The organism is Acidithrix sp. C25, from assembly GCF_904848545.2.
This window is the reverse complement of the sequence record NZ_CAJHCI020000002.1, coordinates 1,126,724-1,151,795: the sequence shown is the minus strand read 5'-3', so window position 1 is coordinate 1,151,795 and position 25,072 is coordinate 1,126,724. Positions and strand designations below refer to the sequence as shown.

General features: G+C 47.6%; 16 protein-coding genes, 1 tRNA gene and 2 pseudogenes. 10 read left to right on the top strand and 9 right to left on the bottom strand.

The window, feature by feature from the left end:
* Nucleotides 1-23: 23 nt before the first annotated feature.
* Nucleotides 24-1,316, bottom strand: coding sequence for a nucleotide sugar dehydrogenase (locus ACIDITHRIX25_RS98230; protein ID WP_201733479.1), 1,293 nt, complete (start codon nt 1,314-1,316; stop codon nt 24-26).
* A 1,092-nt stretch (nt 1,317-2,408) separates the two neighbouring features.
* Nucleotides 2,409-3,803: a CoA transferase gene (locus tag ACIDITHRIX25_RS98225; RefSeq protein WP_201733478.1), complete on the bottom strand. Its 1,395-nt coding sequence runs from the start codon at nt 3,801-3,803 to the stop codon at nt 2,409-2,411.
* Nucleotides 3,804-4,375: 572 nt separating this feature from the next.
* On the opposite strand from ACIDITHRIX25_RS98225, the pseudogene ACIDITHRIX25_RS98220 reads away from it, so the two are divergent.
* From ACIDITHRIX25_RS98220 to ACIDITHRIX25_RS98200, 5 genes and pseudogenes are all read left to right on the top strand, one after another.
* Nucleotides 4,376-4,819: pseudogene (locus tag ACIDITHRIX25_RS98220) on the top strand (SDR family NAD(P)-dependent oxidoreductase); the annotation flags it as partial.
* 623 nt (nt 4,820-5,442) lie between these two features.
* Nucleotides 5,443-6,711: a group II intron reverse transcriptase/maturase gene (ltrA, locus tag ACIDITHRIX25_RS98215; RefSeq protein WP_201733476.1), complete on the top strand. Its 1,269-nt coding sequence runs from the start codon at nt 5,443-5,445 to the stop codon at nt 6,709-6,711.
* Between the two features lie 717 nt (nt 6,712-7,428).
* Nucleotides 7,429-8,670 (top strand): group II intron reverse transcriptase/maturase, encoded by a 1,242-nt coding sequence (ltrA, locus tag ACIDITHRIX25_RS98210; RefSeq protein WP_201731844.1) that lies wholly within the window; start codon nt 7,429-7,431, stop codon nt 8,668-8,670.
* 689 nt (nt 8,671-9,359) lie between these two features.
* Nucleotides 9,360-10,628 carry a group II intron reverse transcriptase/maturase gene (gene ltrA / locus ACIDITHRIX25_RS98205; RefSeq protein ID WP_201733475.1) on the top strand — a complete coding sequence of 423 codons (1,269 nt, stop codon included), beginning with the start codon at nt 9,360-9,362 and terminating at the stop codon, nt 10,626-10,628.
* Between the two features lie 240 nt (nt 10,629-10,868).
* Entirely contained in the window at nt 10,869-13,289 is a 2,421-nt protein-coding gene (locus ACIDITHRIX25_RS98200) for an IS1634 family transposase (RefSeq protein ID WP_201733474.1), read from the top strand.
* A 116-nt stretch (nt 13,290-13,405) separates the two neighbouring features.
* Here ACIDITHRIX25_RS98200 and ltrA (ACIDITHRIX25_RS98195) read toward each other — a convergent pair whose 3' ends face one another.
* On the bottom strand, nt 13,406-14,647 hold the full coding sequence (gene ltrA / locus ACIDITHRIX25_RS98195; protein ID WP_201732520.1) for a group II intron reverse transcriptase/maturase: 1,242 nt from the start codon (nt 14,645-14,647) through the stop codon (nt 13,406-13,408).
* A gap of 667 nt (nt 14,648-15,314) precedes the next feature.
* Between ltrA (ACIDITHRIX25_RS98195) and ACIDITHRIX25_RS98190 the strand changes: the two are divergent.
* Nucleotides 15,315-15,853: pseudogene (locus ACIDITHRIX25_RS98190) on the top strand (SDR family NAD(P)-dependent oxidoreductase); the annotation flags it as partial.
* 504 nt (nt 15,854-16,357) lie between these two features.
* Here the strand turns inward: ACIDITHRIX25_RS98190 and ACIDITHRIX25_RS98185 are convergent.
* The 3 genes from ACIDITHRIX25_RS98185 to ACIDITHRIX25_RS98175 form a co-directional block, all read right to left on the bottom strand.
* On the bottom strand, nt 16,358-16,675 hold the full coding sequence (locus tag ACIDITHRIX25_RS98185) for a hypothetical protein (protein ID WP_201733472.1): 318 nt from the start codon (nt 16,673-16,675) through the stop codon (nt 16,358-16,360).
* A 705-nt stretch (nt 16,676-17,380) separates the two neighbouring features.
* Nucleotides 17,381-18,454 carry an EAL domain-containing protein gene (locus tag ACIDITHRIX25_RS98180; protein ID WP_201733471.1) on the bottom strand — a complete coding sequence of 358 codons (1,074 nt, stop codon included), beginning with the start codon at nt 18,452-18,454 and terminating at the stop codon, nt 17,381-17,383.
* A 1,183-nt stretch (nt 18,455-19,637) separates the two neighbouring features.
* Nucleotides 19,638-19,814 (bottom strand): hypothetical protein, encoded by a 177-nt coding sequence (locus tag ACIDITHRIX25_RS98175; RefSeq protein WP_201733470.1) that lies wholly within the window; start codon nt 19,812-19,814, stop codon nt 19,638-19,640.
* Nucleotides 19,815-20,404: 590 nt separating this feature from the next.
* Between ACIDITHRIX25_RS98175 and ACIDITHRIX25_RS98170 the strand changes: the two genes are divergently transcribed.
* Nucleotides 20,405-20,478 (top strand) — tRNA-Gly (locus ACIDITHRIX25_RS98170).
* A 420-nt stretch (nt 20,479-20,898) separates the two neighbouring features.
* On the opposite strand, the gene ACIDITHRIX25_RS98165 is transcribed toward ACIDITHRIX25_RS98170, so the two are convergent.
* Together ACIDITHRIX25_RS98165 and ACIDITHRIX25_RS98160 are read right to left on the bottom strand one after the other, a co-directional pair.
* Entirely contained in the window at nt 20,899-21,306 is a 408-nt protein-coding gene (locus ACIDITHRIX25_RS98165; protein WP_201733469.1) for a DUF8612 domain-containing protein, read from the bottom strand.
* Nucleotides 21,303-21,728, bottom strand: a complete 426-nt coding sequence (locus ACIDITHRIX25_RS98160) for an AAA family ATPase (RefSeq protein ID WP_249685771.1) — start codon at nt 21,726-21,728, stop codon at nt 21,303-21,305. The genes ACIDITHRIX25_RS98165 and ACIDITHRIX25_RS98160 overlap by 4 nt, the downstream gene beginning before the upstream one ends.
* Nucleotides 21,729-22,285: 557 nt before the next feature.
* Between ACIDITHRIX25_RS98160 and ACIDITHRIX25_RS98155 the strand changes: the two genes are divergently transcribed.
* Nucleotides 22,286-22,495 (top strand): hypothetical protein, encoded by a 210-nt coding sequence (locus ACIDITHRIX25_RS98155; protein WP_152625818.1) that lies wholly within the window; start codon nt 22,286-22,288, stop codon nt 22,493-22,495.
* A gap of 60 nt (nt 22,496-22,555) precedes the next feature.
* Here ACIDITHRIX25_RS98155 and ACIDITHRIX25_RS98150 read toward each other — a convergent pair whose 3' ends face one another.
* Nucleotides 22,556-22,723, bottom strand: a complete 168-nt coding sequence (locus ACIDITHRIX25_RS98150) for a restriction endonuclease subunit S domain-containing protein (protein WP_160291702.1) — start codon at nt 22,721-22,723, stop codon at nt 22,556-22,558.
* A 744-nt stretch (nt 22,724-23,467) separates the two neighbouring features.
* Here ACIDITHRIX25_RS98150 and ACIDITHRIX25_RS98145 point away from each other — a divergent pair.
* The gene (locus ACIDITHRIX25_RS98145; protein ID WP_201733468.1) at nt 23,468-24,043 is read left to right on the top strand and encodes a type IV toxin-antitoxin system AbiEi family antitoxin domain-containing protein; all 576 of its coding nucleotides are present in this window, start codon (nt 23,468-23,470) and stop codon (nt 24,041-24,043) included.
* Nucleotides 24,044-24,053: 10 nt separating this feature from the next.
* Entirely contained in the window at nt 24,054-24,587 is a 534-nt protein-coding gene (locus tag ACIDITHRIX25_RS98140) for a nucleotidyl transferase AbiEii/AbiGii toxin family protein (RefSeq protein WP_201733467.1), read from the top strand.
* The last annotated feature ends 485 nt before the right edge of the window (nt 24,588-25,072 follow it).

The following is a 25,072-nucleotide window of genomic DNA, read 5'->3' as shown; positions in this document are numbered from 1 at the left end:
TAGATGCGTTGTAGCAGCTTTGACTAGTTGTCCCGTCTTGCTTTGCCAGGACATAAAACCGTAATCTCTGTCAGTAATTGACTCGAAGAGTTGAAGGCGCCAATCACATCTATGAGACAAGGCGGTTCTTTGATTCCTTGAAGAAGTCCGGGAAGAGTAGTTACCGTACTTTCATTAGCACAGATGATGACTGCAGACGTGTCGACAAGAGCCGTATTGACGTCGGCGAATCGGGTTAGCCCTTCAAAGCCCGGAGGCAATGCTTCGGCGGAATTATCTAGAATTCGAACGTCGTATCCTAACTCTTTGGCCTGTAGCGCTACCTCTAAACCGAAGCTTCGTCGTAAGGTACTGCTACCAGACTTGTATGCGAGGCCCAGCACGAGTATTGGACCATCTTTGGGACCCTTGGTTTGCACTAAGGCTCTGATTGGCCAGAGTTTCTGTTCGTTATGACTCTCAAGTACCGCTTCAATGACTGGGATCCGGACTTGGTCCTCATGAGCAAGAGTCTCGAGGTAATGTATGTCTCTGGCGAGCGTACCGCCGGCTATTGGACCACCTGGAGTAACATAGGCACGTGGTCCTATTCTCCTGTCCGATTTCAGGGCAGCGGCAACATCCCATGCGTTAGCTCCGTGATGTTCGGCGACACGTGCAATTTCATTTGCGAAGGCCACGGACATCGCCAGAAAACTGTTGAGAGCATGTTTGGATAGCTCAGCCGATTCAACTGACATTGAGACTATCGGTATATCTAATGGAGCTAGGAGCTTTGAAAGTGTGCTTTCGGCCTGCTGCGATGATGTGCCGATGACGATCCGGTCTGCCTCCATAAAGGAAGAGATAGCAGTTCCTAGGCGAAGATTTTCTGGCGAGTAAGCGAAATCAACGTGACGATCTGGTCGGAGCTCTGCAAATCGCTTCTCAATGCGGCTAGTACTGCCGAGCGGAAGTTGCGAGGATATGACGAGTAATGCTTCATTTCGAAGGTGTAGGAGAACTCGGTCGATGATTTCAAATACTGCGTTGACGTCAGCTGAGTCGTCATCTCTAACTGGAGTATCAATGGTAATCCATGCTACATCAGCGGTTTTGATAAGGTCGAAGTCGGAACTAAAGGTGAGATTTCCGCTGGCGACTCCTGTGAGCATTAGGTCCGCTAGACCAGTTTCTTCTAGGGGTAAAACGTTTCGACTTAGGTCGTTGACCCTTGCAAGATCTTCATCTATGGCTAGAACTTGATGGCCGAGACTTGCAAGCGATGCGGAGTAAACGCAACCTAAATGCCAAAGGCCAATGACTGCTACCTTCATGATAATGACCCTGCGCCTTGACTATTAGCAGTCCTAGGACAGCTTAGGTGACTTCCGAGGTGAGCTGGCAATGTGGCTATTTTCCTGAGGTTCATTTGATTGCTCATGAAATGCATTCTTTCGTTTTATGTGAACTCTGTTCGTGCTGCTAAGTGTGTTAGTTGCTATTCATACGCCGACGCGTATTATCGCCTATGGCTAGGGCAATTTGGCTAAAAGGACTGGGAGTAAGTCTATCAATCTTCATGACTGTAACTTCTTTTCTTGCTTTGGGCAACTCTTACCTCCCAGAATGATGAGATCTTAACTTGGCACTCTTGTCATTTCACGAATGGACCCCCTGAAGCTATGTCAAACTTGGTGAAGGCGATAAAAACGTTTCGACTTAGGTCGTTGACTAGAGATTCCATAACTTCGTCCATTCGAACGCTCCTTGGCGCTAGCAAGGTCAATTGGGAGCTTTTAGCAACTGCGACATAGACATTTCATTAATGTCCCCCCTTTTTTTCTTTGGCAGATAGAAAATCGTAGCCCTATGAAGATGAGCTTGTCTAGCTTCTAGCTTCTAGCTATCTTGATATCAACTAGAGATCCCAGTGGTCAAAGGACATTGGAATGGTAGAACGCAAAGCGTTCTGCCATTCCAAGATTGTTTTCCTAGCAATTTTCCACAGAGTTAGGCAATCTTGGTGATTTAGGTCCTCAGTGGGACCCAAATCCTGTATTTGGACGAAGGGGCCATTGTGGTATTATTATCGCAGTTTATGGTCAACACACGGGGACTTGGTTCAAGACGGGTCATGGATCAAGCAGGATCTTATATTCGAGTAGCATCAATCAATCTGATTCAGACTAAGGGTGATGACATGTCAATTCTTAGGTGGTCTCAGGTTGTTAGATGGGATAGATGTTCTGGTGGGTGTTTTAGAGATCTATAGTTGGTAATTGATCGTCACCCAAGGTGCTATTGGAAGAGTCCACGGTTATCCCTATGGCCCAAAGGCAGTGGCTTATTCTGATTTAGAAGCTAACTTTCCACAATTAAATCCGAATAAATCCGAAGTTCCGGTTATGCACTATCCGTCTTGGTGCTCACTCATTTTCGCCGCTAAGCCATTGTGGAGGATCGGAGCCAAGGCGACGAGCAGGAAGTGCCCACTGAAGTGGGGCTCCTTGCACAACAACTGGAGGCGGCAGTCGTAGTGCGTCGCCCCAAGCAGTTCGCTCAATTGGACCAATAGGATCAGGTGGAATTGGTGAGTCACTTGGATCGGAAGGGACCTGCAATGGCCCCGCTTTGATTAGCAAATCGGCCACACGCGCAAGGGAAGTCCGCCATCGGCTACCGGCGCCATCAATCTGGCGCTGCGAGAGACCAGTAATCGCCGCGGCGGCTAACAGATAGCCCGTAGCATGATCGAGCGCCTGCACTGGTAGGGGTGCCGGTCGACTGCCACCAGTCATAAGGCGACCTGCATCGGCGATACCCGAACTCATCTGAACGAGACTGTCGAATCCTCGACGTTGCTGCCAAGGGCCGGTCCACCCGTACGCATCGAGGCTCACGTCGATAAGCCCGGGACAAACGTTCTCACGTACTTCATCTCCGAGTCCAAGGCGATCTAGGGCGTCCGCACGGTAACCGTGAACGACGACATCAGCCGAAGCGAGTAGCTCGAGAAAGTGAGTCCTTCCATCTGGCGTGGATAAATTGAGACGGGCGCAGCGCTTACCTAAGGTGACCTCGGGAACAATCGCGGGCTCATCCCAGTCGGGTGGGTCAATCCTCAGCACCTCGGCGCCCCAGCCCGCGAGCAATCGGGTGGCGACTGGCCCAGCAAGAACTCGAGTGAGGTCGAGCACGCGCAGTCCATCCAGGGGACGTTCTCTGTTTCCAAACAACCTATTGCGCTGGCTAGCCGTTGATGTGCGCCGTGTCCACATCAGTGGTTCGCTGGCAACCGCTCGACCCTGGGGATGTTCCTGCCAATCCATAATTGGTCGCATGACAGCCGCGGCACCGCCCGCACCTATTACAGCGCTCTCCAACTCTTGAGCCGACCAAGTACCGACGGCAGCAGCGACAGCATCGCGGTCTTCTGGAACCTCTAGAACGGTGAGTGCCGCGGTGCGGTGACGAATAGCGTTGGTGTGAAGTCTGATCCAACCATCACAACACTCGTACTCTCCGCCCACTGCGTCCCATGCCGGTAGGAGATTCCATCCCTGTGGTCGGATCGAACCAGCAAACCAGGCCGAGGCCAAGTTTCTATCGACAACCACGCCTGGCGGTGTGTTTCCATCATTCAGGGCCACGAACGAAGCCAACGACGAGCCAGCCACGGCGATCGAAGCTTGTGCTAAGTCGCTCACGGCAAATACCGAGGGCAATGAACCTCCATCCAACAACGTCACAGGAGAAAACGGCACCGGGGAGCCAAGCGCCGCCTGAAAACTAGCGATGAATTTGAGGGCAGTGTCCGTCATGTCATTACTCCTTCTCGCATCATGCGAACTTGCAAGGACTCCTTGGGTGGATTCAACTAGATAGCACAACAACTGCGATTATTTTCTCATCTGGAATCTTATAACCCAGAGTCTTTCTAGATCTCCAATTGAGGCTTCTTTGGATCATTTTCAAGGCATCGCCTGAGTAGTTTTTCAAGTCAGCTTCCTGTTAGCAGATACTTGGCGAAATGGCCGGTTGATGTTCTTGATTGGTCTTCTTGGTCGAACCTCTTGGCCAAGGCGAATGTGGATCGACCAAAAATATGGTACCTCTGTCACTAAAGAGAAGTTTTTATGGCTAGCCAACTGCGATCCCAACTCCCAAGTGATGGATTTCATGACTTCCAAAGAAAACCTCTGGATTGCCTTTGGTCATCGCTTTCTCGAGCGCCGCTGGACCGTGGTCATCTGGGGTGCTACAAAAAGATATAGCACCTTCAGCGTTCAATAAGAGCTAGGGTCCAAGGGGCGGGCGCAACGATTGGGTGAAATTTAGCCGAATGCGAGAGTAGAATGCGAGGCAAATACGCATTGGAGCCCCCATATTGTCAATGCACGATTCACTTTTTACGACTAAATTCGATGGAACTAGTACTGCTTGGGACGTGGTAGAGGGTCTCGATCTCAGCAACCTTTCTGCCATCGTCACCGGTGCTTCTTCTGGTATCGGAGTCGAGACCGCTCGCGCACTTGTTGGTGCTGGCGCCGAAGTAACGTTAGCAGTACGCAACATCAGCGCGGGTTCAGCCGTAGCTGACAACATAGTGAGATCGACTGGTAACGACTGCGTAAGGGTAGTTTCGCTGGACCTGGCCGACAGTGCCTCGATAGCTAGTTTTCTCGATCGCTGGAATGGCCCATTGCATCTGCTTATCAACAATGCCGGTATCATCCCAAGTACGCTGCTCCGAACGCCAGAGGGCTGGGAGCTGCAATTTGCTACCAATTATCTTGGTCACTTCGCCTTAAGCTGCGGCTTGCATGATGCCCTAGCCCCAGTTTCGACGTGCGTCATGAATGAAAGAGGTTGTAAATCATGTAGAAGCTGATAACAATCACACTGCAATGCTACATAGATGATGGAGGTAGGCCCTCCGGGATCGCCTTTTGGGAGGAGATTCCAAACCACCGTACGGGGCATTAGCTAAAGACTGTTGTCCAAAGCGGTACGGAAAAGTTAGAGCAATGACTCTTTCAGGTATGAGTTAAGAAGACGAGTGAAAACAAACCACTGACGAAGCGTTCGAAATTGGTATGGATGATGTCGAAACCGAGGGACGTCGAACTTTCGGGACAACTTGGAGACTAACCCAATTAGTGCTCCTTGGGCATCCGGCGTGTAGGTGGCGTGAGCTTAACATCAGGCGTTTATGTGGAACATGAGAACCCAGTCCTAGACGTTCTTGGCTAAGCCCACATGGGCTAAGCCCAAAGATGAGGAAAAACCTACAAGTTGCAGATCAACAAGAGGGAAAGTACCAAATGCCTATGGATTGGGGGCGGACCATCCCGTAGTAGCTACGAAGTCCTTGTAATGAGGATGGAGCCAAGGGGATGGAGTGAACAGGAAATGCAAATGAACAACTTCTCAAGGTAAAAGTTGAGGGGGAGGGATCAAATGACAAGACCACGACAAGAAAAAGCTTTTGATATCGACAAGTACGTCGTACTTAAAGCATACAAAGAGGCAAAAGCCAATCGAGGAGCACCAGGGATTGATAAGCAGTCCATCTCAGTCTTTGAGATGGATCTAAAGAACAATCTCTACCAACTCTGGAATCGAATGGCTTCTGGAAGTTATTTTCCAGCGGCAACTAGATATGTCGAGATAGACAAGTCAGATGGCGGTAAAAGAATCCTAGGTATTCCAACCGTCAAAGATCGCATCGCCCAAGGGGTAGCTAAAGCCTACATAGAGCCAAGATTGGAAGAGGTCTTCCACGAAGACTCCTATGGTTACAGGCCGAATCGCTCAGCCCATGATGCCATTGAAAAAGCACGCAAGAGATGTTGGAAGTACGATTGGGTCATTGATCTAGATATCAAGGCCTTCTTCGACACAATAGATCATGAACTGCTGCTAAAAGCTGTCTCTATGCACGTATCAGAGCCATGGATAATTCTCTACATCAAACGTTGGTTGAAAGCTCCAATGCAAAACAAAGATGGACAACTAATAGATCGAGAGCAAGGATTACCCCAAGGCGGGGTGATTTCTCCGATTTTGGCGAATCTGTTCTTACATTACGCTTTTGACAAATGGATGGTAAAGAACTTCCCGGATGCCCCGTTTGAACGATACGCGGATGACCTTTTGGTACATGTGAAAACAAAGAAACGAGCCGAAGAGATCCTAGAGGCTATAGGTCAGAGAATGACGCAGGTCAAGTTGGAGTTACATCCACAAAAGACCAAAATCGTCTATTGTAAGGACTCCAACCGTAAAGGAGAGTTCGAACAAATACGCTTTGACTTTCTAGGATTTACCTTTGCACCACGCTACGCCCGCAATAAGTTCAAGCAGCAGTTTAACAACTTCCTGCCAGCGGCTTCAGATAAAGCGGTAGAAGAAATGGGCAGAGAACTTAGGCGGTTTCGTATTCACCTCCAAACAGGCCAAACCATAGCCGAACTCGCCAGGCTTTACAACCCGGTGATCTTAGGCTGGATCAACTACTATGGACGCTTCTACAAATCCAGATTAGGCCAACTCCTCCGTCGTATCAATATCTATTTGATTAGATGGGCACGCAAAAAGTACAGGCGACTTAGCATACGAGCAAATGCTTGGAAATACCTATCTCAAATAGCCGAACGTGAACCCAATCTTTGGGCTCACTGGTCATTTGGGGTAATACCAAAAGTCGGTTCGCTAGGAGCCGTGTGAATTGAGAGGTTCACGCACGGTTCTGTGAGAGCGGGGAGGGGAAGTTCCTCCCCGCCACTCGACGTGCGTCATGAATGAAAGAGGTTGTAAATCATGTAGAAGCTGATAACAATCACACTGCAATGCTACATAGATGATGGAGGTAGGCCCTCCGGGATCGCCTTTTGGGAGGAGATTCCAAACCACCGTACGGGGCATTAGCTAAAGACTGTTGTCCAAAGCGGTACGGAAAAGTTAGAGCAATGACTCTTTCAGGTATGAGTTAAGAAGACGAGTGAAAACAAACCACTGACGAAGCGTTCGAAATTGGTATGGATGATGTCGAAACCGAGGGACGTCGAACTTTCGGGACAACTTGGAGACTAACCCAATTAGTGCTCCTTGGGCATCCGGCGTGTAGGTGGCGTGAGCTTAACATCAGGCGTTTATGTGGAACATGAGAACCCAGTCCTAGACGTTCTTGGCTAAGCCCACATGGGCTAAGCCCAAAGATGAGGAAAAACCTACAAGTTGCAGATCAACAAGAGGGAAAGTACCAAATGCCTATGGATTGGGGGCGGACCATCCCGTAGTAGCTACGAAGTCCTTGTAATGAGGATGTAAGCCAAAGAGATGGAGTAAACAGCAGATCTAGTTGTAATTGGCAAATGAACAACTTCTCAAGGTAAAAGTTGAGGGGGAGGGATCAAATGACAAGACCACGACAAGAAAAAGCTTTTGACAAAAGACAAGTACGTCGTACTTAAAGCATACAAAGAGGCAAAAGCCAATCGAGGAGCACCAGGGATTGATAAGCAGTCCATCTCAGTCTTTGAGATGGATCTAAAGAACAATCTCTACCAACTCTGGAATCGAATGGCTTCTGGAAGTTATTTTCCAGCGGCAACTAGATATGTCGAGATAGACAAGTCAGATGGCGGTAAAAGAATCCTAGGTATTCCAACCGTCAAAGATCGCATCGCCCAAGGGGTAGCTAAAGCCTACATAGAGCCAAGATTGGAAGAGGTCTTCCACGAAGACTCCTATGGTTACAGGCCGAATCGCTCAGCCCATGATGCCATTGAAAAAGCACGCAAGAGATGTTGGAAGTACGATTGGGTCATTGATCTAGATATCAAGGCCTTCTTCGACACAATAGATCATGAACTGCTGCTAAAAGCTGTCTCTATGCACGTATCAGAGCCATGGATAATTCTCTACATCAAACGTTGGTTGAAAGCTCCAATGCAAAACAAAGATGGACAACTAATAGATCGAGAGCAAGGATTACCCCAAGGCGGGGTGATTTCTCCGATTTTGGCGAATCTGTTCTTACATTACGCTTTTGACAAATGGATGGTAAAGAACTTACCCTATGCCCCGTTTGAACGATACGCGGATGACCTTTTGGTACATGTGAAAACAAAGAAACGAGCCGAAGAGATCCTAGAGGCTATAGGTCAGAGAATGACGCAGGTCAAGTTGGAGTTACATCCACAAAAGACCAAAATCGTCTATTGTAAGGACTCCAACCGTAAAGGAGAGTTCGAACAAATACGCTTTGACTTTCTAGGATTTACCTTTGCACCACGCTACGCCCGCAATAAGTTCAAGCAGCAGTTTAACAACTTCCTGCCAGCGGCTTCAGATAAAGCGGTAGAAGAAATGGGCAGAGAACTTAGGCGGTTTCGTATTCACCTCCAAACAGGCCAAACCATAGCCGAACTCGCCAGGCTTTACAACCCGGTGATCTTAGGCTGGATCAACTACTATGGACGCTTCTACAAATCCAGATTAGGCCAACTCCTCCGTCGTATCAATATCTATTTGATTAGATGGGCACGCAAAAAGTACAGGCGACTTAGCATACGAGCAAATGCTTGGAAATACCTATCTCAAATAGCCGAACGTGAACCCAATCTTTGGGCTCACTGGTCATTTGGGGTAATACCAAAAGTCGGTTCGCTAGGAGCCGTGTGAATTGAGAGGTTCACGCACGGTTCTGTGAGAGCGGGGAGGGGAAGTTCCTCCCCGCCACTCGACGTGCGTCATGAATGAAAGAGGTTGTAAATCATGTAGAAGCTGATAACAATCACACTGCAATGCTACATAGATGATGGAGGTAGGCCCTCCGGGATCGCCTTTTGGGAGGAGATTCCAAACCACCGTACGGGGCATTAGCTAAAGACTGTTGTCCAAAGCGGTACGGAAAAGTTAGAGCAATGACTCTTTCAGGTATGAGTTAAGAAGACGAGTGAAAACAAACCACTGACGAAGCGTTCGAAATTGGTATGGATGATGTCGAAACCGAGGGACGTCGAACTTTCGGGACAACTTGGAGACTAACCCAATTAGTGCTCCTTGGGCATCCGGCGTGTAGGTGGCGTGAGCTTAACATCAGGCGTTTATGTGGAACATGAGAACCCAGTCCTAGACGTTCTTGGCTAAGCCCACATGGGCTAAGCCCAAAGATGAGGAAAAACCTACAAGTTGCAGATCAACAAGAGGGAAAGTACCAAATGCCTATGGATTGGGGGCGGACCATCCCGTAGTAGCTACGAAGTCCTTGTAATGAGGATGTAAGCCAAAGAGATGGAGTAAACAGCAGATCTAGTTGTAATTGGCAAATGAACAACTTCTCAAGGTAAAAGTTGAGGGGGAGGGATCAAATGACAAGACCACGACAAGAAAAAGCTTTTGATATCGACAAGTACGTCGTACTTAAAGCATACAAAGAGGCAAAAGCCAATCGAGGAGCACCAGGGATTGATAAGCAGTCCATCTCAGTCTTTGAGATGGATCTAAAGAACAATCTCTACCAACTCTGGAATCGAATGGCTTCTGGAAGTTATTTTCCAGCGGCAACTAGATATGTCGAGATAGACAAGTCAGATGGCGGTAAAAGAATCCTAGGTATTCCAACCGTCAAAGATCGCATCGCCCAAGGGGTAGCTAAAGCCTACATAGAGCCAAGATTGGAAGAGGTCTTCCACGAAGACTCCTATGGTTACAGGCCGAATCGCTCAGCCCATGATGCCATTGAAAAAGCACGCAAGAGATGTTGGAAGTACGATTGGGTCATTGATCTAGATATCAAGGCCTTCTTCGACACAATAGATCATGAACTGCTGCTAAAAGCTGTCTCTATGCACGTATCAGAGCCATGGATAATTCTCTACATCAAACGTTGGTTGAAAGCTCCAATGCAAAACAAAGATGGACAACTAATAGATCGAGAGCAAGGATTACCCCAAGGCGGGGTGATTTCTCCGATTTTGGCGAATCTGTTCTTACATTACGCTTTTGACAAATGGATGGTAAAGAACTTACCCTATGCCCCGTTTGAACGATACGCGGATGACCTTTTGGTACATGTGAAAACAAAGAAACGAGCCGAAGAGATCCTAGAGGCTATAGGTCAGAGAATGACGCAGGTCAAGTTGGAGTTACATCCACAAAAGACCAAAATCGTCTATTGTAAGGACTCCAACCGTAAAGGAGAGTTCGAACAAATACGCTTTGACTTTCTAGGATTTACCTTTGCACCACGCTACGCCCGCAATAAGTTCAAGCAGCAGTTTAACAACTTCCTGCCAGCGGCTTCAGATAAAGCGGTAGAAGAAATGGGCAGAGAACTTAGGCGGTTTCGTATTCACCTCCAAACAGGCCAAACCATAGCCGAACTCGCCAGGCTTTACAACCCGGTGATCTTAGGCTGGATCAACTACTATGGACGCTTCTACAAATCCAGATTAGGCCAACTCCTCCGTCGTATCAATATCTATTTGATTAGATGGGCACGCAAAAAGTACAGGCGACTTAGCATACGAGCAAATGCTTGGAAATACCTATCTCAAATAGCCGAACGTGAACCCAATCTTTGGGCTCACTGGTCATTTGGGGTAATACCAAAAGTCGGTTCGCTAGGAGCCGTGTGAATTGAGAGGTTCACGCACGGTTCTGTGAGAGCGGGGAGGGGAAGTTCCTCCCCGCCACTCGACTGAATTCCCCCCAAGAGCCCTTTTAAGCCCCCTTTTAGCCCCTATTTGGGGGTAACCCCTATTTGGAGATGCTGGTAGATGAAGTTCGGTTTTCTCAAGTGGCCGATGTAGTGCCCTAAGCTGAGAGTTAGCTGCGAATATTGACCTACAAGGTAATTCATCTGGTATACTTGTTATATGTTCATTCGCGAGAAGACCACTAAGAATAAGGCAACTGGAACTAAATATATAAAGCATCAGTTAGTTAGGTCTTATCGCGAAGGAGATAAAGTACGCCAAGAGATAGTTATGGATCTAGGACGACTTGAGATCGATCCTAAGGACTACAAGAAGCTAGCTCAGATATTGACGATGAGACTAGCTGGCTCTGAGTCTTTGTTTGAAGGTGATCTAGAACTAAAGTCAATCGCCGATAAAGTTCTATCTAGCTTTTCTGTTACTCAAACACTTCGCTCTGATCGTGAAGTAATCACAAAAGATGCCGAGTTCCTAAATGTCAATACATCATCTCTAGAGGCATCTGATATTAGGCGCTTAGGTCCTGAACTAATAGCTAGTAGCTTCTATGACAGATTGAAGATCAAAGAGCAACTACTACGGTGTGGCCTTAGTGAAAAAGAGACAGCAATTGCTAAAGCTGTAATATGTGCTCGTTTGGTTGCTCCTTCTTCTGATCTTGAAACACATCGCTTCCTAAAAGAGGACTCTGCACTCTATGAATTGGTAGACCAAGACCTTAGCAATATCGGTAAAGATGCTATTTATGAGATAGCTGATGCTATCTACGAAGCCAAAGACTCAATCGAGATGGCACTTATCAAAGCCGAGAATGAGCTTTACCCAACTAATAAGCGTCTCTTTTTATTTGATCTTACCAATGCCTATTTTGAGGGACGAACACTTGGTAATGATCTAGCCCAATATGGCCACTCCAAAGAGAAGCGCTTCGACTGTACTTTAGTAAGTCTTGCCCTTTTGGTGGATGATCGTGGACTACCGATCTATAGCCACATATATCCCGGTAATCAGTCAGAGCCTGAAACCCTTGGTGATGTCTTATCTAGTATCTCTAGTCACCTAAGACAGGGACTCTTTAGCGAAGATCTCCCAACGGTTATCATGGATAGAGGGATAGCAACTTATGACAACATCGCACTGATTGAGTCCTATGGTCTTAGCTATCTGGTAATTACACGCGCTAATGCAGCTAGACACTATCTAGCTGAACTACGCCAAGGAAAAGATACCTTCTTAGAGATCAAGAACTCCTCCAATGAGAGCATCTACATCAAAGAACTGGGTGATGACCTGGGTGGTGAGATGGATGACAAGGGAGAAGCTGCCGAGGCGGGTGCTGACCTGGGTGCCGAGGGAGAAGCTGCTGAGTCGGGTGCCGAGGGAGAAGCTGCTGAGTCGGGTGCCGAGGGAGAAGCTGCTGAGTCGGGTGCCGAGGGAGAAGCTGCTGAGTCGGGTGCCGAGGGAGAAGCTGCTGAGTCGGGTGCCGAGGGAGAAGCTGCTGAGTCGGGTGCCGAGGGAGAAGCTGCTGAGTCGGGTGCCGAGGGAGAAGCTGCTGAGTCGGGTGGTAACCTGGGTGCTGAGGTGGATTCTGAGCAAATAGTTGTTCATCTACAAGGCAGTGAGTCGATGGGCATCGAGTCGATGGGCAGTGAGTCGATGCGTGTTGATTTCATCGATGCTGGATCACTCAGCGCTCATCCACAAGCTAACCATTCACTTGGCGGCGAGTCCCTCGGTATCGATTCGATGGATACTGCTCCACAAGTTGGCGGTCCACAGGCCAAGCACTCCCAGAGCAATGAACCCCAAGCCAACCATTCCAATAGAGCTCAACCATACGCAAGTGACTCCATGGACAACAAGATAAAGCAGATCCTATGTATCTCAGAGCGTCGCAGGGATAAAGAAGAGGCAATTGCTATAGGTATGCAAACTAAGTTCCAGAGTGCATTTGACAAACTAGCTGACTCAGTTAAGCGTGGTCAATATTCCAATGCCACAACTGTGGCTTCAAGAATAGGAAAGCTAAAGCAAGAGCATCGCTCTATTGCACGTCGCTATGAGATAGATGCCATAACTGGCGATGACCAAAAAGTCAAAGAGCTGGTTTTGACTGAGAAACCAAAAGTAAAAGAAGCAGCTGAGACTCTCTATGGTGCATATGTGATTGAGACCAATAGGAACGATCTAGAACCAGAAGAGATCTGGAAGCTCTATATGACCCTAACAAAGGTAGAGGATGCATTCAAAGCCCTAAAGAGCAATCTAGGGATGAGACCGATCTATCACCAACTAGCTAGTCGTACCGCTGCTCATCTATTTATCTCAGTAGTTGCTTATCACCTCTATGGAGCAATTGCACTTAGCTTATCTCAAGCCGGTGACAAAAGAAGTGTTCACGGCATTCTTGCTCAAGTGTCTACCCATAGCCGCTTGAACGTAACGATGTTAGATGATAACAAACGTCTACATAACCTTCGTATCTCCTCTACTCCAAACTCTACCCAAAAAGAGATCTACTCTATTCTTGGAGTAGTAGATACCCTAGCTCGAACCAAGAAGGTGATTGCTCAACTGTAGTGCCCAAATCCAGACACCAATATGGTCATGAACTGGGCTTTCATGGGGTGGTTGTCGAGTGGCGGGGAGGAACTTCCCCTCCCCGCTCTCACAGAACCGTGCGTGAACCTCTCAATTCACACGGCTCCTAGCGAACCGACTTTTGGTATTACCCCAAATGACCAGTGAGCCCAAAGATTGGGTTCACGTTCGGCTATTTGAGATAGGTATTTCCAAGCATTTGCTCGTATGCTAAGTCGCCTGTACTTTTTGCGTGCCCATCTAATCAAATAGATATTGATACGACGGAGGAGTTGGCCTAATCTGGATTTGTAGAAGCGTCCATAGTAGTTGATCCAGCCTAAGATCACCGGGTTGTAAAGCCTGGCGAGTTCGGCTATGGTTTGGCCTGTTTGGAGGTGAATACGAAACCGCCTAAGTTCTCTGCCCATTTCTTCTACCGCTTTATCTGAAGCCGCTGGCAGGAAGTTGTTAAACTGCTGCTTGAACTTATTGCGGGCGTAGCGTGGTGCAAAGGTAAATCCTAGAAAGTCAAAGCGTATTTGTTCGAACTCTCCTTTACGGTTGGAGTCCTTACAATAGACGATTTTGGTCTTTTGTGGATGTAACTCCAACTTGACCTGCGTCATTCTCTGACCTATAGCCTCTAGGATCTCTTCGGCTCGTTTCTTTGTTTCCACATGTACCAAAAGGTCATCCGCGTATCGTTCAAACGGGGCATAGGGTAAGTTCTTTACCATCCATTTGTCAAAAGCGTAATGTAAGAACAGATTCGCCAAAATCGGAGAAATCACCCCGCCTTGGGGTAATCCTTGCTCTCGATCTATTAGTTGTCCATCTTTGTTTTGCATTGGAGCTTTCAACCAACGTTTGATGTAGAGAATTATCCATGGCTCTGATACGTGCATAGAGACAGCTTTTAGCAGCAGTTCATGATCTATTGTGTCGAAGAAGGCCTTGATATCTAGATCAATGACCCAATCGTACTTCCAACATCTCTTGCGTGCTTTTTCAATGGCATCATGGGCTGAGCGATTCGGCCTGTAACCATAGGAGTCTTCGTGGAAGACCTCTTCCAATCTTGGCTCTATGTAGGCTTTAGCTACCCCTTGGGCGATGCGATCTTTGACGGTTGGAATACCTAGGATTCTTTTACCGCCATCTGACTTGTCTATCTCGACATATCTAGTTGCCGCTGGAAAATAACTTCCAGAAGCCATTCGATTCCAGAGTTGGTAGAGATTGTTCTTTAGATCCATCTCAAAGACTGAGATGGACTGCTTATCAATCCCTGGTGCTCCTCGATTGGCTTTTGCCTCTTTGTATGCTTTAAGTACGACGTACTTGTCTTTTGTCAAAAGCTTTTTCTTGTCGTGGTCTTGACATTTGATCCCTCCCCCTCAACTTTTACCTTGAGAAGTTGTTCATTTGCCAATTACAACTAGATCTGCTGTTTACTCCATCTCTTTGGCTTACATCCTCATTACAAGGACTTCGTAGCTACTACGGGATGGTCCGCCCCCAATCCATAGGCATTTGGTACTTTCCCTCTTGTTGATCTGCAACTTGTAGGTTTTTCCTCATCTTTGGGCTTAGCCCATGTGGGCTTAGCCAAGAACGTCTAGGACTGGGTTCTCATGTTCCACATAAACGCCTGATGTTAAGCTCACGCCACCTACACGCCGGATGCCCAAGGAGCACTAATTGGGTTAGTCTCCAAGTTGTCCCGAAAGTTCGACGTCCCTCGGTTTCGACATCATCCATACCAATTTCGAACGCTTCGTCAGTGGTTTGTTTTCACTCGTCTTCTTAACTCATACCTGAAAGAGTCATTGCTCTAACTTTTCCGTACCGCTTTGGACAACAGTCTTTAGCTAATGCCCCGTACGGTGGTTTGGAATCTCCTCCCAAAAGGCGATCCCGGAGGGCCTACCTCCATCATCTATGTAGCATTGCAGTGTGATTGTTATCAGCTTCTACATGATTTACAACCTCTTTCATTCATGACGCACGCCGAAAGTAGGGCTAGCCAAGGGCGCTCGTGCTCAGGGTGACGCACGTATTGTCTCGCTGAGCTCTGGTGGTCACATGCGTTCACCGGTTGTATTTGACGATATCCAGTTTGAACGTCGCGACTATGATCCGCAAGTTGCCTACGCTCAGTCTAAAACGGCGGACTCGCTCTTTGTGGTCGAAGCTACACGCCAGTGGAAAGCAGATGGCATTGTAGCTAATGCCGTCAATCCTGGTGGTGTTGCTAGCGGGTTGCAAAGGGATTTCACGCAGAAGCAAAGGGATTACTTGGCAGAAGCAAAGCAGCGGGTGTCTTTGTCTACAAGACTGCCGAGCAAGGGGCAGCTACCACCCTTGTTGCAGCTGTGAGCCATGAATTTTCTCAAACTGGAGGCCATTACCTTAGTGACTGCAACGAAGCACCGACAGTCCCTAACGACAGCGATTTGTTTGCTAATGGTAACGCTGTAAAGGAGTGGGCGATTGACCCATCAACCGCACGGAGGCTGTGGATGGTGTCGCTTTCTCTTCTCGACCAACCTGTTCAATAGCGTTCATGAATATCCTCGGCGAACTGGCCCTTTAGATTCGATACGCCAGCTTTGGTAAGGAAACGATCAGTTTGGGATATCGCAAAAGAAATGGGGTGTTCTCACTTAGGGTATCGATGTAATGTTACCTGGACAAGCTAGTGATTGAAAAACCTGATATCTGGATACCACGAAAAGGTGCCTTGTGTGCAAATGAGGCTGAGGATATCTGACATGAAATTTTATCACGTGCTTTAATGAGCTAGATAACCAGATCCTTGAGCAGATCCCTAGGTAGATCTCATTCTAGAGAGTCAAGAGAGATAAAGAAGGCAAATGGTGGATGAGATTCATATCGACTTTAGCTCATCTCAATGCTCTTTTCGAAATACAGGGCAATACCAAACGGCCTAAAGCATCAAAACTCACTTACAAAGCCCAAGGTTTTAAGGAGACATTGTTTCCTGGTGAGATTGTTTCCTGGTGAGATTGTGGCTCGAGAAATTGTGCTTCCCATGGAGATAGCTAATCGACTTTGGCTGGACATCGTAGACTTTTGGGTAATGCAAGTTTTGATGGCCATTGAGAGCTATAACCGAGCGCCACCAGCCTGACATGGATCGCCTTAGCCCGGACCTTAGCCTTAGACTTGTCAACGGCTTCCTCAATTACGCCAGCGTACTTATCGGTGGCCTTAGGACGCCTCTCATATTGACCCTGTCGTATCAGTTGTCCGGCATTTCGTGCTTGAACATACTTCCCTACGGTATTAGGAGAACAGCCAACGAACTGCGCTGCTCCGTTATACGATCTAAAAAGATCGTAAGCCTCAATAATTTCCATGGATTCTTTGCTATCCTTCACTTTGGGCCCTTTCTTGGCATTAGGAGTGGTATAAATCCATAATGCCCCAAGATAAGGGCCTTCATTCTTCTTTTTTCTCAAAAAGTGATAGCCAGACCGCCTTTGCATGCCCACTCTCGGGTCCAGGAGACCCGAGAGTGGGCCGTCACGCTAGGCGGTCATCCTGTATGCAATTTTCGTGGCTATATTCATTCATGCCAAATGGCCATATTCATGCATTTTGTAATGGCCGTTGACAAACTGAGCGACTAATGCCGTTGTGAATGGTTGACTTTTTCACCCGATGCCAATACGCCTAGTTGATTTTCAGTTGATTTATTGGCCACTGATGTGAATCGGCCAAAAGTTTGTAGTAGCGGAAATCGAGCATATTAATAGTTGCATATTAATAAAGAGACCACCTTCGTATTTGATACGCAAGAGGATTGCTTAGGGACTGCGTCCGCCAGAGGCTAATTCGTAGGTCGTAATTTTAGAGTTGAATAGCTATTTCCTTGCAGGGCCATCTTGTTTAGGGGGCCAACCGTTTCACTTATCCATCCGAACGGTGCGCCACTTGTTTTTTTTTGCGAAGGGAAAAACTTTGAAAGAGACCGAGTCCTAGCGTTCAGGGAGATTAAAGTATTTTATTTGCTGATTACCAAGCTTTACCTTTAGATCGAATTAGCTGTTATGGTTTTTGAACTATGAGGGGTTGGGCCACATGAGATTGGTCGGGGGATTGCGCATAGGTTTGGCAAAGAGAAAGCCTTGTGCGAGAGTGGCACCGTTTTTGGCAACGAAAGCGAACTCTTCCTTTGTCTCAATACCTTCGGCTACGACCTCGATCCCCTGCTCTCTGGCAGCAGTTGCTAAGCCGCGGAAGATCGACTGTTTCAGTGGATTGCGGTCAATATCAATGATAATTTCGCGATCGACCTTGATGATGTCGGGCGAGAGGTCAATTAATGTATTGAGACCTGCATATCCACTACCTACGTCATCTAGTGCCACTTTGAAGCCGTTGTGACGGTAGTAGTCGAAGATACGACCAAGGTGGTCCATGTCTTCGATGCGTTCGGTCTCGGTTACCTCAAAGACGATTCGACTGGGGTCAAAGTTTGCCTCATCAGCTATCTCTAGGGTGGTGCGCAGACACTGACGCGGATCATAGATTGCATTGGGAAGAAAGTTGATGAAGATGCGACCTGGAAGTTCCAGTTCTGCGGCTGTGCGAATGGCGGTTTCTCGAGCAAGGCGATCCAGGAAAAACACGGCATCGTTGGCTCGCGCGTATTCAAAGAGCACCGTGGGTGAGATGATTTCTCCTGTCTCGTTTCGTCCTCGAGATAGTGCCTCAAAGCCATGTAATTGTTGACTTGCTATCTCCACCACGGGCTGAAAGTGAGTCTCAATTCTTTTGTTCTCGAGACATTTGCGCACTTCTGGATGTCCCATAGAGCGTCGGTATTTATCGAGACTCTGGACACCTCGCATGACATCAAAGGTGACTTCTTCACCAGAACGAAGGGTGAGGAGTTGAATCTCGCGTTGCTGAAAGTCTGAGAGGTTCGCCTGACATGCGAGAAACTGTAGCGCTGTAACTGAATCTGCACCACTGTGTTTTAGTGAGAGGCCGTTAACTTCAAAATCAAAGCCGCCACGGCGCATTGACTCTTCTAAGAGTATTAGTAACTCCATCGATGGGACCGAGAGTAAGACTCGATCAAATTCTTGTTGTTCTGGCACGCAGAAGGTACCGCATTCTCTACATGGCACGCTATTTAATCCATTTCTACGATGGAGCCGGTCGAGCTTCAACTATTTTTTTATCGACCAGATCCCAAAGTTAGTTAAGTATCCTTGCTGAATCTTGCTCTTTTGCTCGGTTGTCTTGCTATTAATGCGAATGCTCACCTTGGCCAAACCTCCTAGCCAGGACTCTGCTGAGTCTGAGTTTTAGCAGCTTTTATTTTTTTGACAATAGGATTGGAAACTAATTGGCTTCGAACTCATCGACAAGGGATCGCTTGGTGTTTTTGGTTGGGAAAGAAGTTGGAGCCTTCAAGCTGTGGAATTATTTGGGTAATGATCAGAAAATTTACCCGGTTGGAGCTGTGGGTTGAGGCGAGGTTGGTTGTGTTATTTCAAGTGAATTTATGTCACCTCTAATTTGGAGATTAATTTGGAAAACGCAGGCTGTAGAGAACTGATGGAAGGTAGGAGTGAGCAAGATTAAGACTTTCAAGCGACCATTGGGTGCAATTTTGAACCATTGATGATGTCGGCGACAGATTTTGTGGGAGCCGACACGGCTTATGCAATACCATTTATGTGGCAGGGTCGCAGTCGTCGTGAATGAAATTAGATCGACCTAAGTCGACGTGGCGATCCGTTATGGGGGCTAGTAACTCGATATAGCTGATCTCATAACTCCAAGGATGTGGCACCTTTTGATTTTTGGCAGCGCGATAGAGATTGTGGAGCTCGTGGACAGAAAAAGTTTTTATTGAATTGGAAACCACCAAGATCTTCAAATTCCCATTGTGCCTATTTGGCGAGAATGTTTTTGCTTTTGGGCCTTCACTCTATTATTTCGAGTTATCCCTGCTCATCCCAAGGTGTCGGATCGATAGCTGGTTGAGGTTCTTTCGCAAGCAGACAGCGTCCTTTGATTGAGGCTCATCCCTGTGTCTTTATCTCGAGCAACTTAATTGTGTAAGGCACGGGTTCCGGTGATTCTTGGAGCTTGCCTTGCAAGGCCAGCACATGGACTAGGTCATTTGTGGGGATATGGTTAGTGTGTGCTTTATCAATATGTCCCAGACACTGTCAATCTCCTTTGAAAAACGCCCCCATCACCAGTGCTCCTAGAGTTTTTTAGGCCGTCATGGTTATCTGCGCAAAAGAGGGTTGGGATAGTTAATTCAAAAATAGCCATTGAGCGTGACCCCCAATGATTTTACGCTATCTCTGTTTCTATGACCGTCATTAGACCGCCATCTACGAAGATAGATGCCCCGCTCTCGATTTGATTCACCTGGGCCTGATTCACCTGGGCCTGATTCACCTGGGCCTGATTCACCTGGGCCGACAAGGTCTCATGAAGCTCAATATGAACTTGGGAGCGCTGGATCACAAGTAGTGAACCTTGGTTTATCTATAGAGAGATTGGTCACCGTCAATTTGGAAGTTTGCCTATCAGTTACGGTCAAATAGGGATAATCATGGCCAAATGAGGCCACTGGATTACTCGCCATTGGACCGATAGCGAACTTGGCAGGCAACATCAAAGTTGATTCGTTGCTTTTTGGAGTTGTACCTTGGGTAAATTTTCACTTAGTTGCTTTAGCTGGGTAGTTTTTTGACAGGGGATGTTAGCTGGGTTGAGCGTACTTTTGATGACAAGGTACGTTCCAATGGAAGATCACAATGCAGTTCCTTTCAGTTGTGTAGCTCGAATTGTCGCGCTCGAATCAGGGACGGCATGCTTGTTGGTATTTCATTTGCGACAGCAGGGGACTCTACCCGGTGGAAAAGGCAATAGATGATTGCGCGGTAGTGGTCGTTTCTTTGATAGCTATTGAACTTGAAATCGCACCGACTTTGATTTGTAAGATACCCCTGATACCCGCTGATACCCATATAGTGCCATTACACCGTCGATACAAACCAATCTTGTAAAACTGGCTTCAAAACTTCTTTCAAACGGCTAGATTAGGGCTATACGCGGGTGTAGTTCAGCGGTAGAACATCAGCTTCCCAAGCTGAGAACGCGAGTTCGATTCTCGTCGCCCGCTCCAGATGTATTAGCTCTTCAGCGGCTGTTTTTAATGCCGAGTTATTTCGTGTAGCTCCCGAAAGTCATGCTCAGACCATATTTCGACCACATTGCGTAAATTTTTGCGTACATTTTGCGACTCTTCCGTTTCTACTGGGGTGGAGTACTCGATTTCATATGCGGTAACACTCTTTATCAGCCCCAAGTGATCTTCTTTGTCTGATAGGTATCTATAGTTGCGCCATGGATAAGACCATATGAAACTATTTAGTCAACCCAGATACGCCAAGACAAAGGGCATCACTGACACGATGACCATCTTGTTGTTTGTTGTCTTTGGTAAATGAAGGCGGTTATTGGTGGCTTAGCTATTTCACCACGATTGAATCAAGTACCCGCCAGTTGGGCTTTCCGCTATAGAGCAGTGCTCTTATGCGGTAATTCAGGTCTCAACCAAGCCGCCAGCTAGATTCGGATTGGCATCTAAAGAGGCACCCTTAGATGAAACATTCATAAGTCGCGCAGCCAAGCCTGCATCGAGAAGTGAAACCTTTGGACGAGATACAACGCGCTTTGAAAGGTTGGTTGTCCACGCCGGTATGTTCTGCGTCAGATATAAGGTCTGTAGCAACTCTAGATAAGGAGTCAGGGTACGTTGAGGAATGTTGGTGTCGCGAGCCAAGTCGGCAACGTTCAACTCTCCGCTACTTCTTGCAGTCAACATTCTCGGGATCACTGGCAGCTCCGTGACATGTTGAAGGTTCGAGATATCCTCAGCCTCCCTGCGAAGTATGGCATTAGCATAGTTATCAAACCAAAGGTCACGACGCCTTCCCGGAGCACGATTCAAGACCTCGGGATATCCCCCGCAACAGCTAGTTCGAGATAGTCACTTCGGCTCAGATCACTTGTATGGTTTATGAATCTTTCACCGGACAAAGCCCGATCGATGAACTTCTCCCTATGCCCTATGAGCTCACCCTGACTTAGGCCGAACAACTCGATAATCTCAGCCCAACCAGCAAGACTATCTTCGATAGTGGGTAATTTGAGGAGATTGGCCGATCCAGTCAAAAGAAACCTACCCAGACGATTATCGCCATCGACTACGAACTTTAGTGCTAAAACTAATTCAGGGACACGTTGTACTTCATCAATAGCCAAAAGACGACCTGGGTCGGAGTTGAGGCACCCGACTGGATCCTCACGGGCGCCGTTCGCCGCAACTGGATCGTCAAATGAAACTAACCGTCCGTCCTTAGAATCGACGATCTCTCTAATGAGTATCGTCTCCCCACCTGCCTAGCGCCCTGTATAACAACAACTCTGGTATCGCCAAGGGCCTCTAATACCCGACTCTTGGCATTTCTAGCGATTCGCACCATGTTTTGATTTTAGAAAATACTCCCCGATTTGCTGTACTTACTTCGCCGATCACCGACGGATCGTCTGTAGGACTGAACTCTCATTCCAGTTCACCGGCATCTCCCTGGTCCAGAAACCTCTAGAGCAATTCTGCAACGAACTCGGCCTCCACGATTCGCTGCATTTTCGCCCGTGAAACGAGCAATGTGTTACACGGATCCACCCGCTACAGGTGTACCGCTGCCGTATGCAACTCCGGCGGTGTTCGTCGTTGACAAGCGGGAGAAGGTACCAACCCGCCGCGAGAAATCGGTAGTAGCATCGTCGTCACCGATCTGTACCAGCGCATGGAAGGGACCATGGACGGGAACATGCCCAAATGAATTCCCGCCATGCTTTTGGATAGTAATCAACCTCGTGTGCAATCTGCGCCTGACATTAGGCAGGCCATACAGGAGCCAACTATGAGCTATGGGAGTTTGAGGGGCTCGTGGACTTCGGACGCGCTTGCTGTCAGGGGAATAGCAGATTGGCGGGGTGACGAACGTGACGTCGAGGAACTCTGGCCTTTGCTCATATTAGAGAAGTCTCAAAACTATTGCGGTGACGTGGCACTGGCGTACGTCGCCATCGGTGACTCCAATGATAAACGGAGATCTTCGGTCTATAAATGATAAAACCCATAGACTAGCAGCTGACAAATGACCCGGAAAGGCTTTTGCGCGAACAGATTGTCAGCTTCTATCCATTACGCCTGATGTCGCTCCAACAAGAAACTGAATCGCATCTGCCGAAAGCAACGCCCGTAACACATACTCGACGATGACGGCTTGCTCATTGATCGGTAAAAGGAGCACCGGTATCAGTCCTAGCTTGCTCCCGTTGATGTTTGATTGGCGCATCCCATCGATTTTGGAAAGTTCTACCTACTCATGTCCCCAAGCTAAATTAATCCAGTAGTTGATGAACTATGGGATTACAGCCCAACGATCAAATCACGCTCGGACAAAGTATCCAGAGCAGCTTGCAGACACCCCTACCCGAAAGACAGCGCTATTGTCCACAAGTTCGGAGGGTTCGTTCGATAGAACAAAGAGTCCCCTAGATCCAACATGAGCTCCTTGATCACTTCGCCATCGAAGCAATTTTTCAGATCGCTGACGTCCAACTTCCCACTTTAGATATTTCCCATTTGAAGTCTAAGGACACTTAGCGCTGGATCAGCAGCGCACCGTTCTGAAGTCCCGTACTCCATCCATCACAGCAAAGTCGCCATCCTCAATACATAGTAGGCGACTGCCAAACCAGCAATGGAAAGGGAGACCGCTAACTCCATTTGCTTGCGCGATTTCCTGCCCGACCGAATTTCGTTCAGCACATCGGATACCGAGTTGGCATAAGAGTTCGCCACCCGTCAATCGGTAGCTAATCTTTCACAGCACACTTCCGTAAGTATCGTATAGCGTAACCACAAAACTCATCAAACGACACTAAAGCATTAAAGCAAGTAAGCAAAAATGGAGATCAAATCAATAGAACTTCTATTATTCGAGCAAAAGCGTAGTAAATAACTACCTTTTTGCTACCATTTTTATCTTTCCCTGTGCATTACCGTTGTGTGAACTAAACTGATGAGGGTGAGAGCATTGACTGTATACGAGCGTCTTTTAGAGCGGGCTTTCGACCAACATGGCTTCATCCGCGCTGCTCAAGCGAGAGAACTCTCAATCAACCCAGCAATACTCCGTCAACTTGCCGCCGTTGGTCGTCTCGAACATCGAGGTTGGGGCCTTTACCGACTAGTAGCCATTCCCATCACAGAAAGGGATGAATTCCAAGAAGCCGTATTGTGGGCTAACGGATTAGGTGTTATTGCTGGGGAATCTGCGCTTGCCCTTTGGAACCTAGCGGACGTCAACCCTATGAAGATAGAAATAGTAGTTCCTCCCAATTACCAGCCTCGACGTCAAGGGCAGGAACGATACAGAATACGCCGACGAAATCTACAAATTAGCGACATCGAGGAAGTGGACAACATCCGAGTGATTACACCAAAATTGGCTATCGATGACGTCATAAAGGCGGGGGTTTCAGGTGAGCTCGTAGCACAGGCCATTGCAAATGCCAAAGCTCGTGAATTGATCGGCACCATTACCGAAGCTCGCCTTCGCGTCCAACTAGCAGACAGAAGCACATCCAAAAATTCATTGCACCATGAATGAATAAAAACCATTGCCCGGTGACAAAAACCGTCTTGAGCGATTACTGACGGAATGGTCCAAATCGGAGGAGATCATCGTAGCTCGACTTCGTCACATTGTTGGCATTTCCGTCATCGCCCAGATGCTCGATGGACTATCCGACGATCAAGGAATACCTAGAATCGCATTCAAGGGAGGTTCCGCCCTCGTGATGCGTTTCGGAACTAAAGCAAGAGCAACCAAGGATCTCGATGCCGCATTTCGTGGCAACTTAGAGTTGGCAGTTAGTTTGATAACGGAGAAAGCTGAAATAGGGTGGTGTGGATTTACTGGAAGAGTGACCGAACCACAACCTATCGAAACCTTGATTGGATCAACCACCGCAATACGTTTCAAAATCAAACTTGCTTATCGCAACAAAGACTTTATGACCATCCCTTTCGAAATGTCTACCGAAGAAGCCGCTTCGTTAAACGAACCAGAAGTTATCGCTCTCGCAATCAGTCTCAAGCGTGTGCAGCTCATCGAGCCCGCTGCAATAGCATTCCTACCTATAAGATTTTAGATTGCTCAAAAGCTTCATGCCTGCACTGAAGCTCCGACCGAAGATCGCCCCAACTATCGGGCACGCGATCTCGTTGACATTTTGCTAATTGCTGAACTAGGAAATGTACACAACGAGCTATCGGCTACCAGATCAGCTTGCATCACGATATTAGAGGTTAGATGCGCTCAGCCATGGCCACCCGTCATTGGGGCTTACCCAGGATGGGACGAAATTTGGAGAAACCTCCAAGAAAACGAGAGAGTAGGAAACTCTCTTGATGAAGCCTTAGTAAGAGTGAACGACCTCATTATGCGCATCAACTCAGCGAAGTAACGCCTACCGGGACAACCTTCGCATACGAGTGGGCACCTTGATCGCTGATATCACAGACAACGGTGCCGCACTTATAGATAGAGATCGGACAACTACAAATTGGACCATGCCGGATCATCGGATTTCAGCGTGTTTGGCGCTATCTCGTTTTGTCAAAAGATACTTGAAAA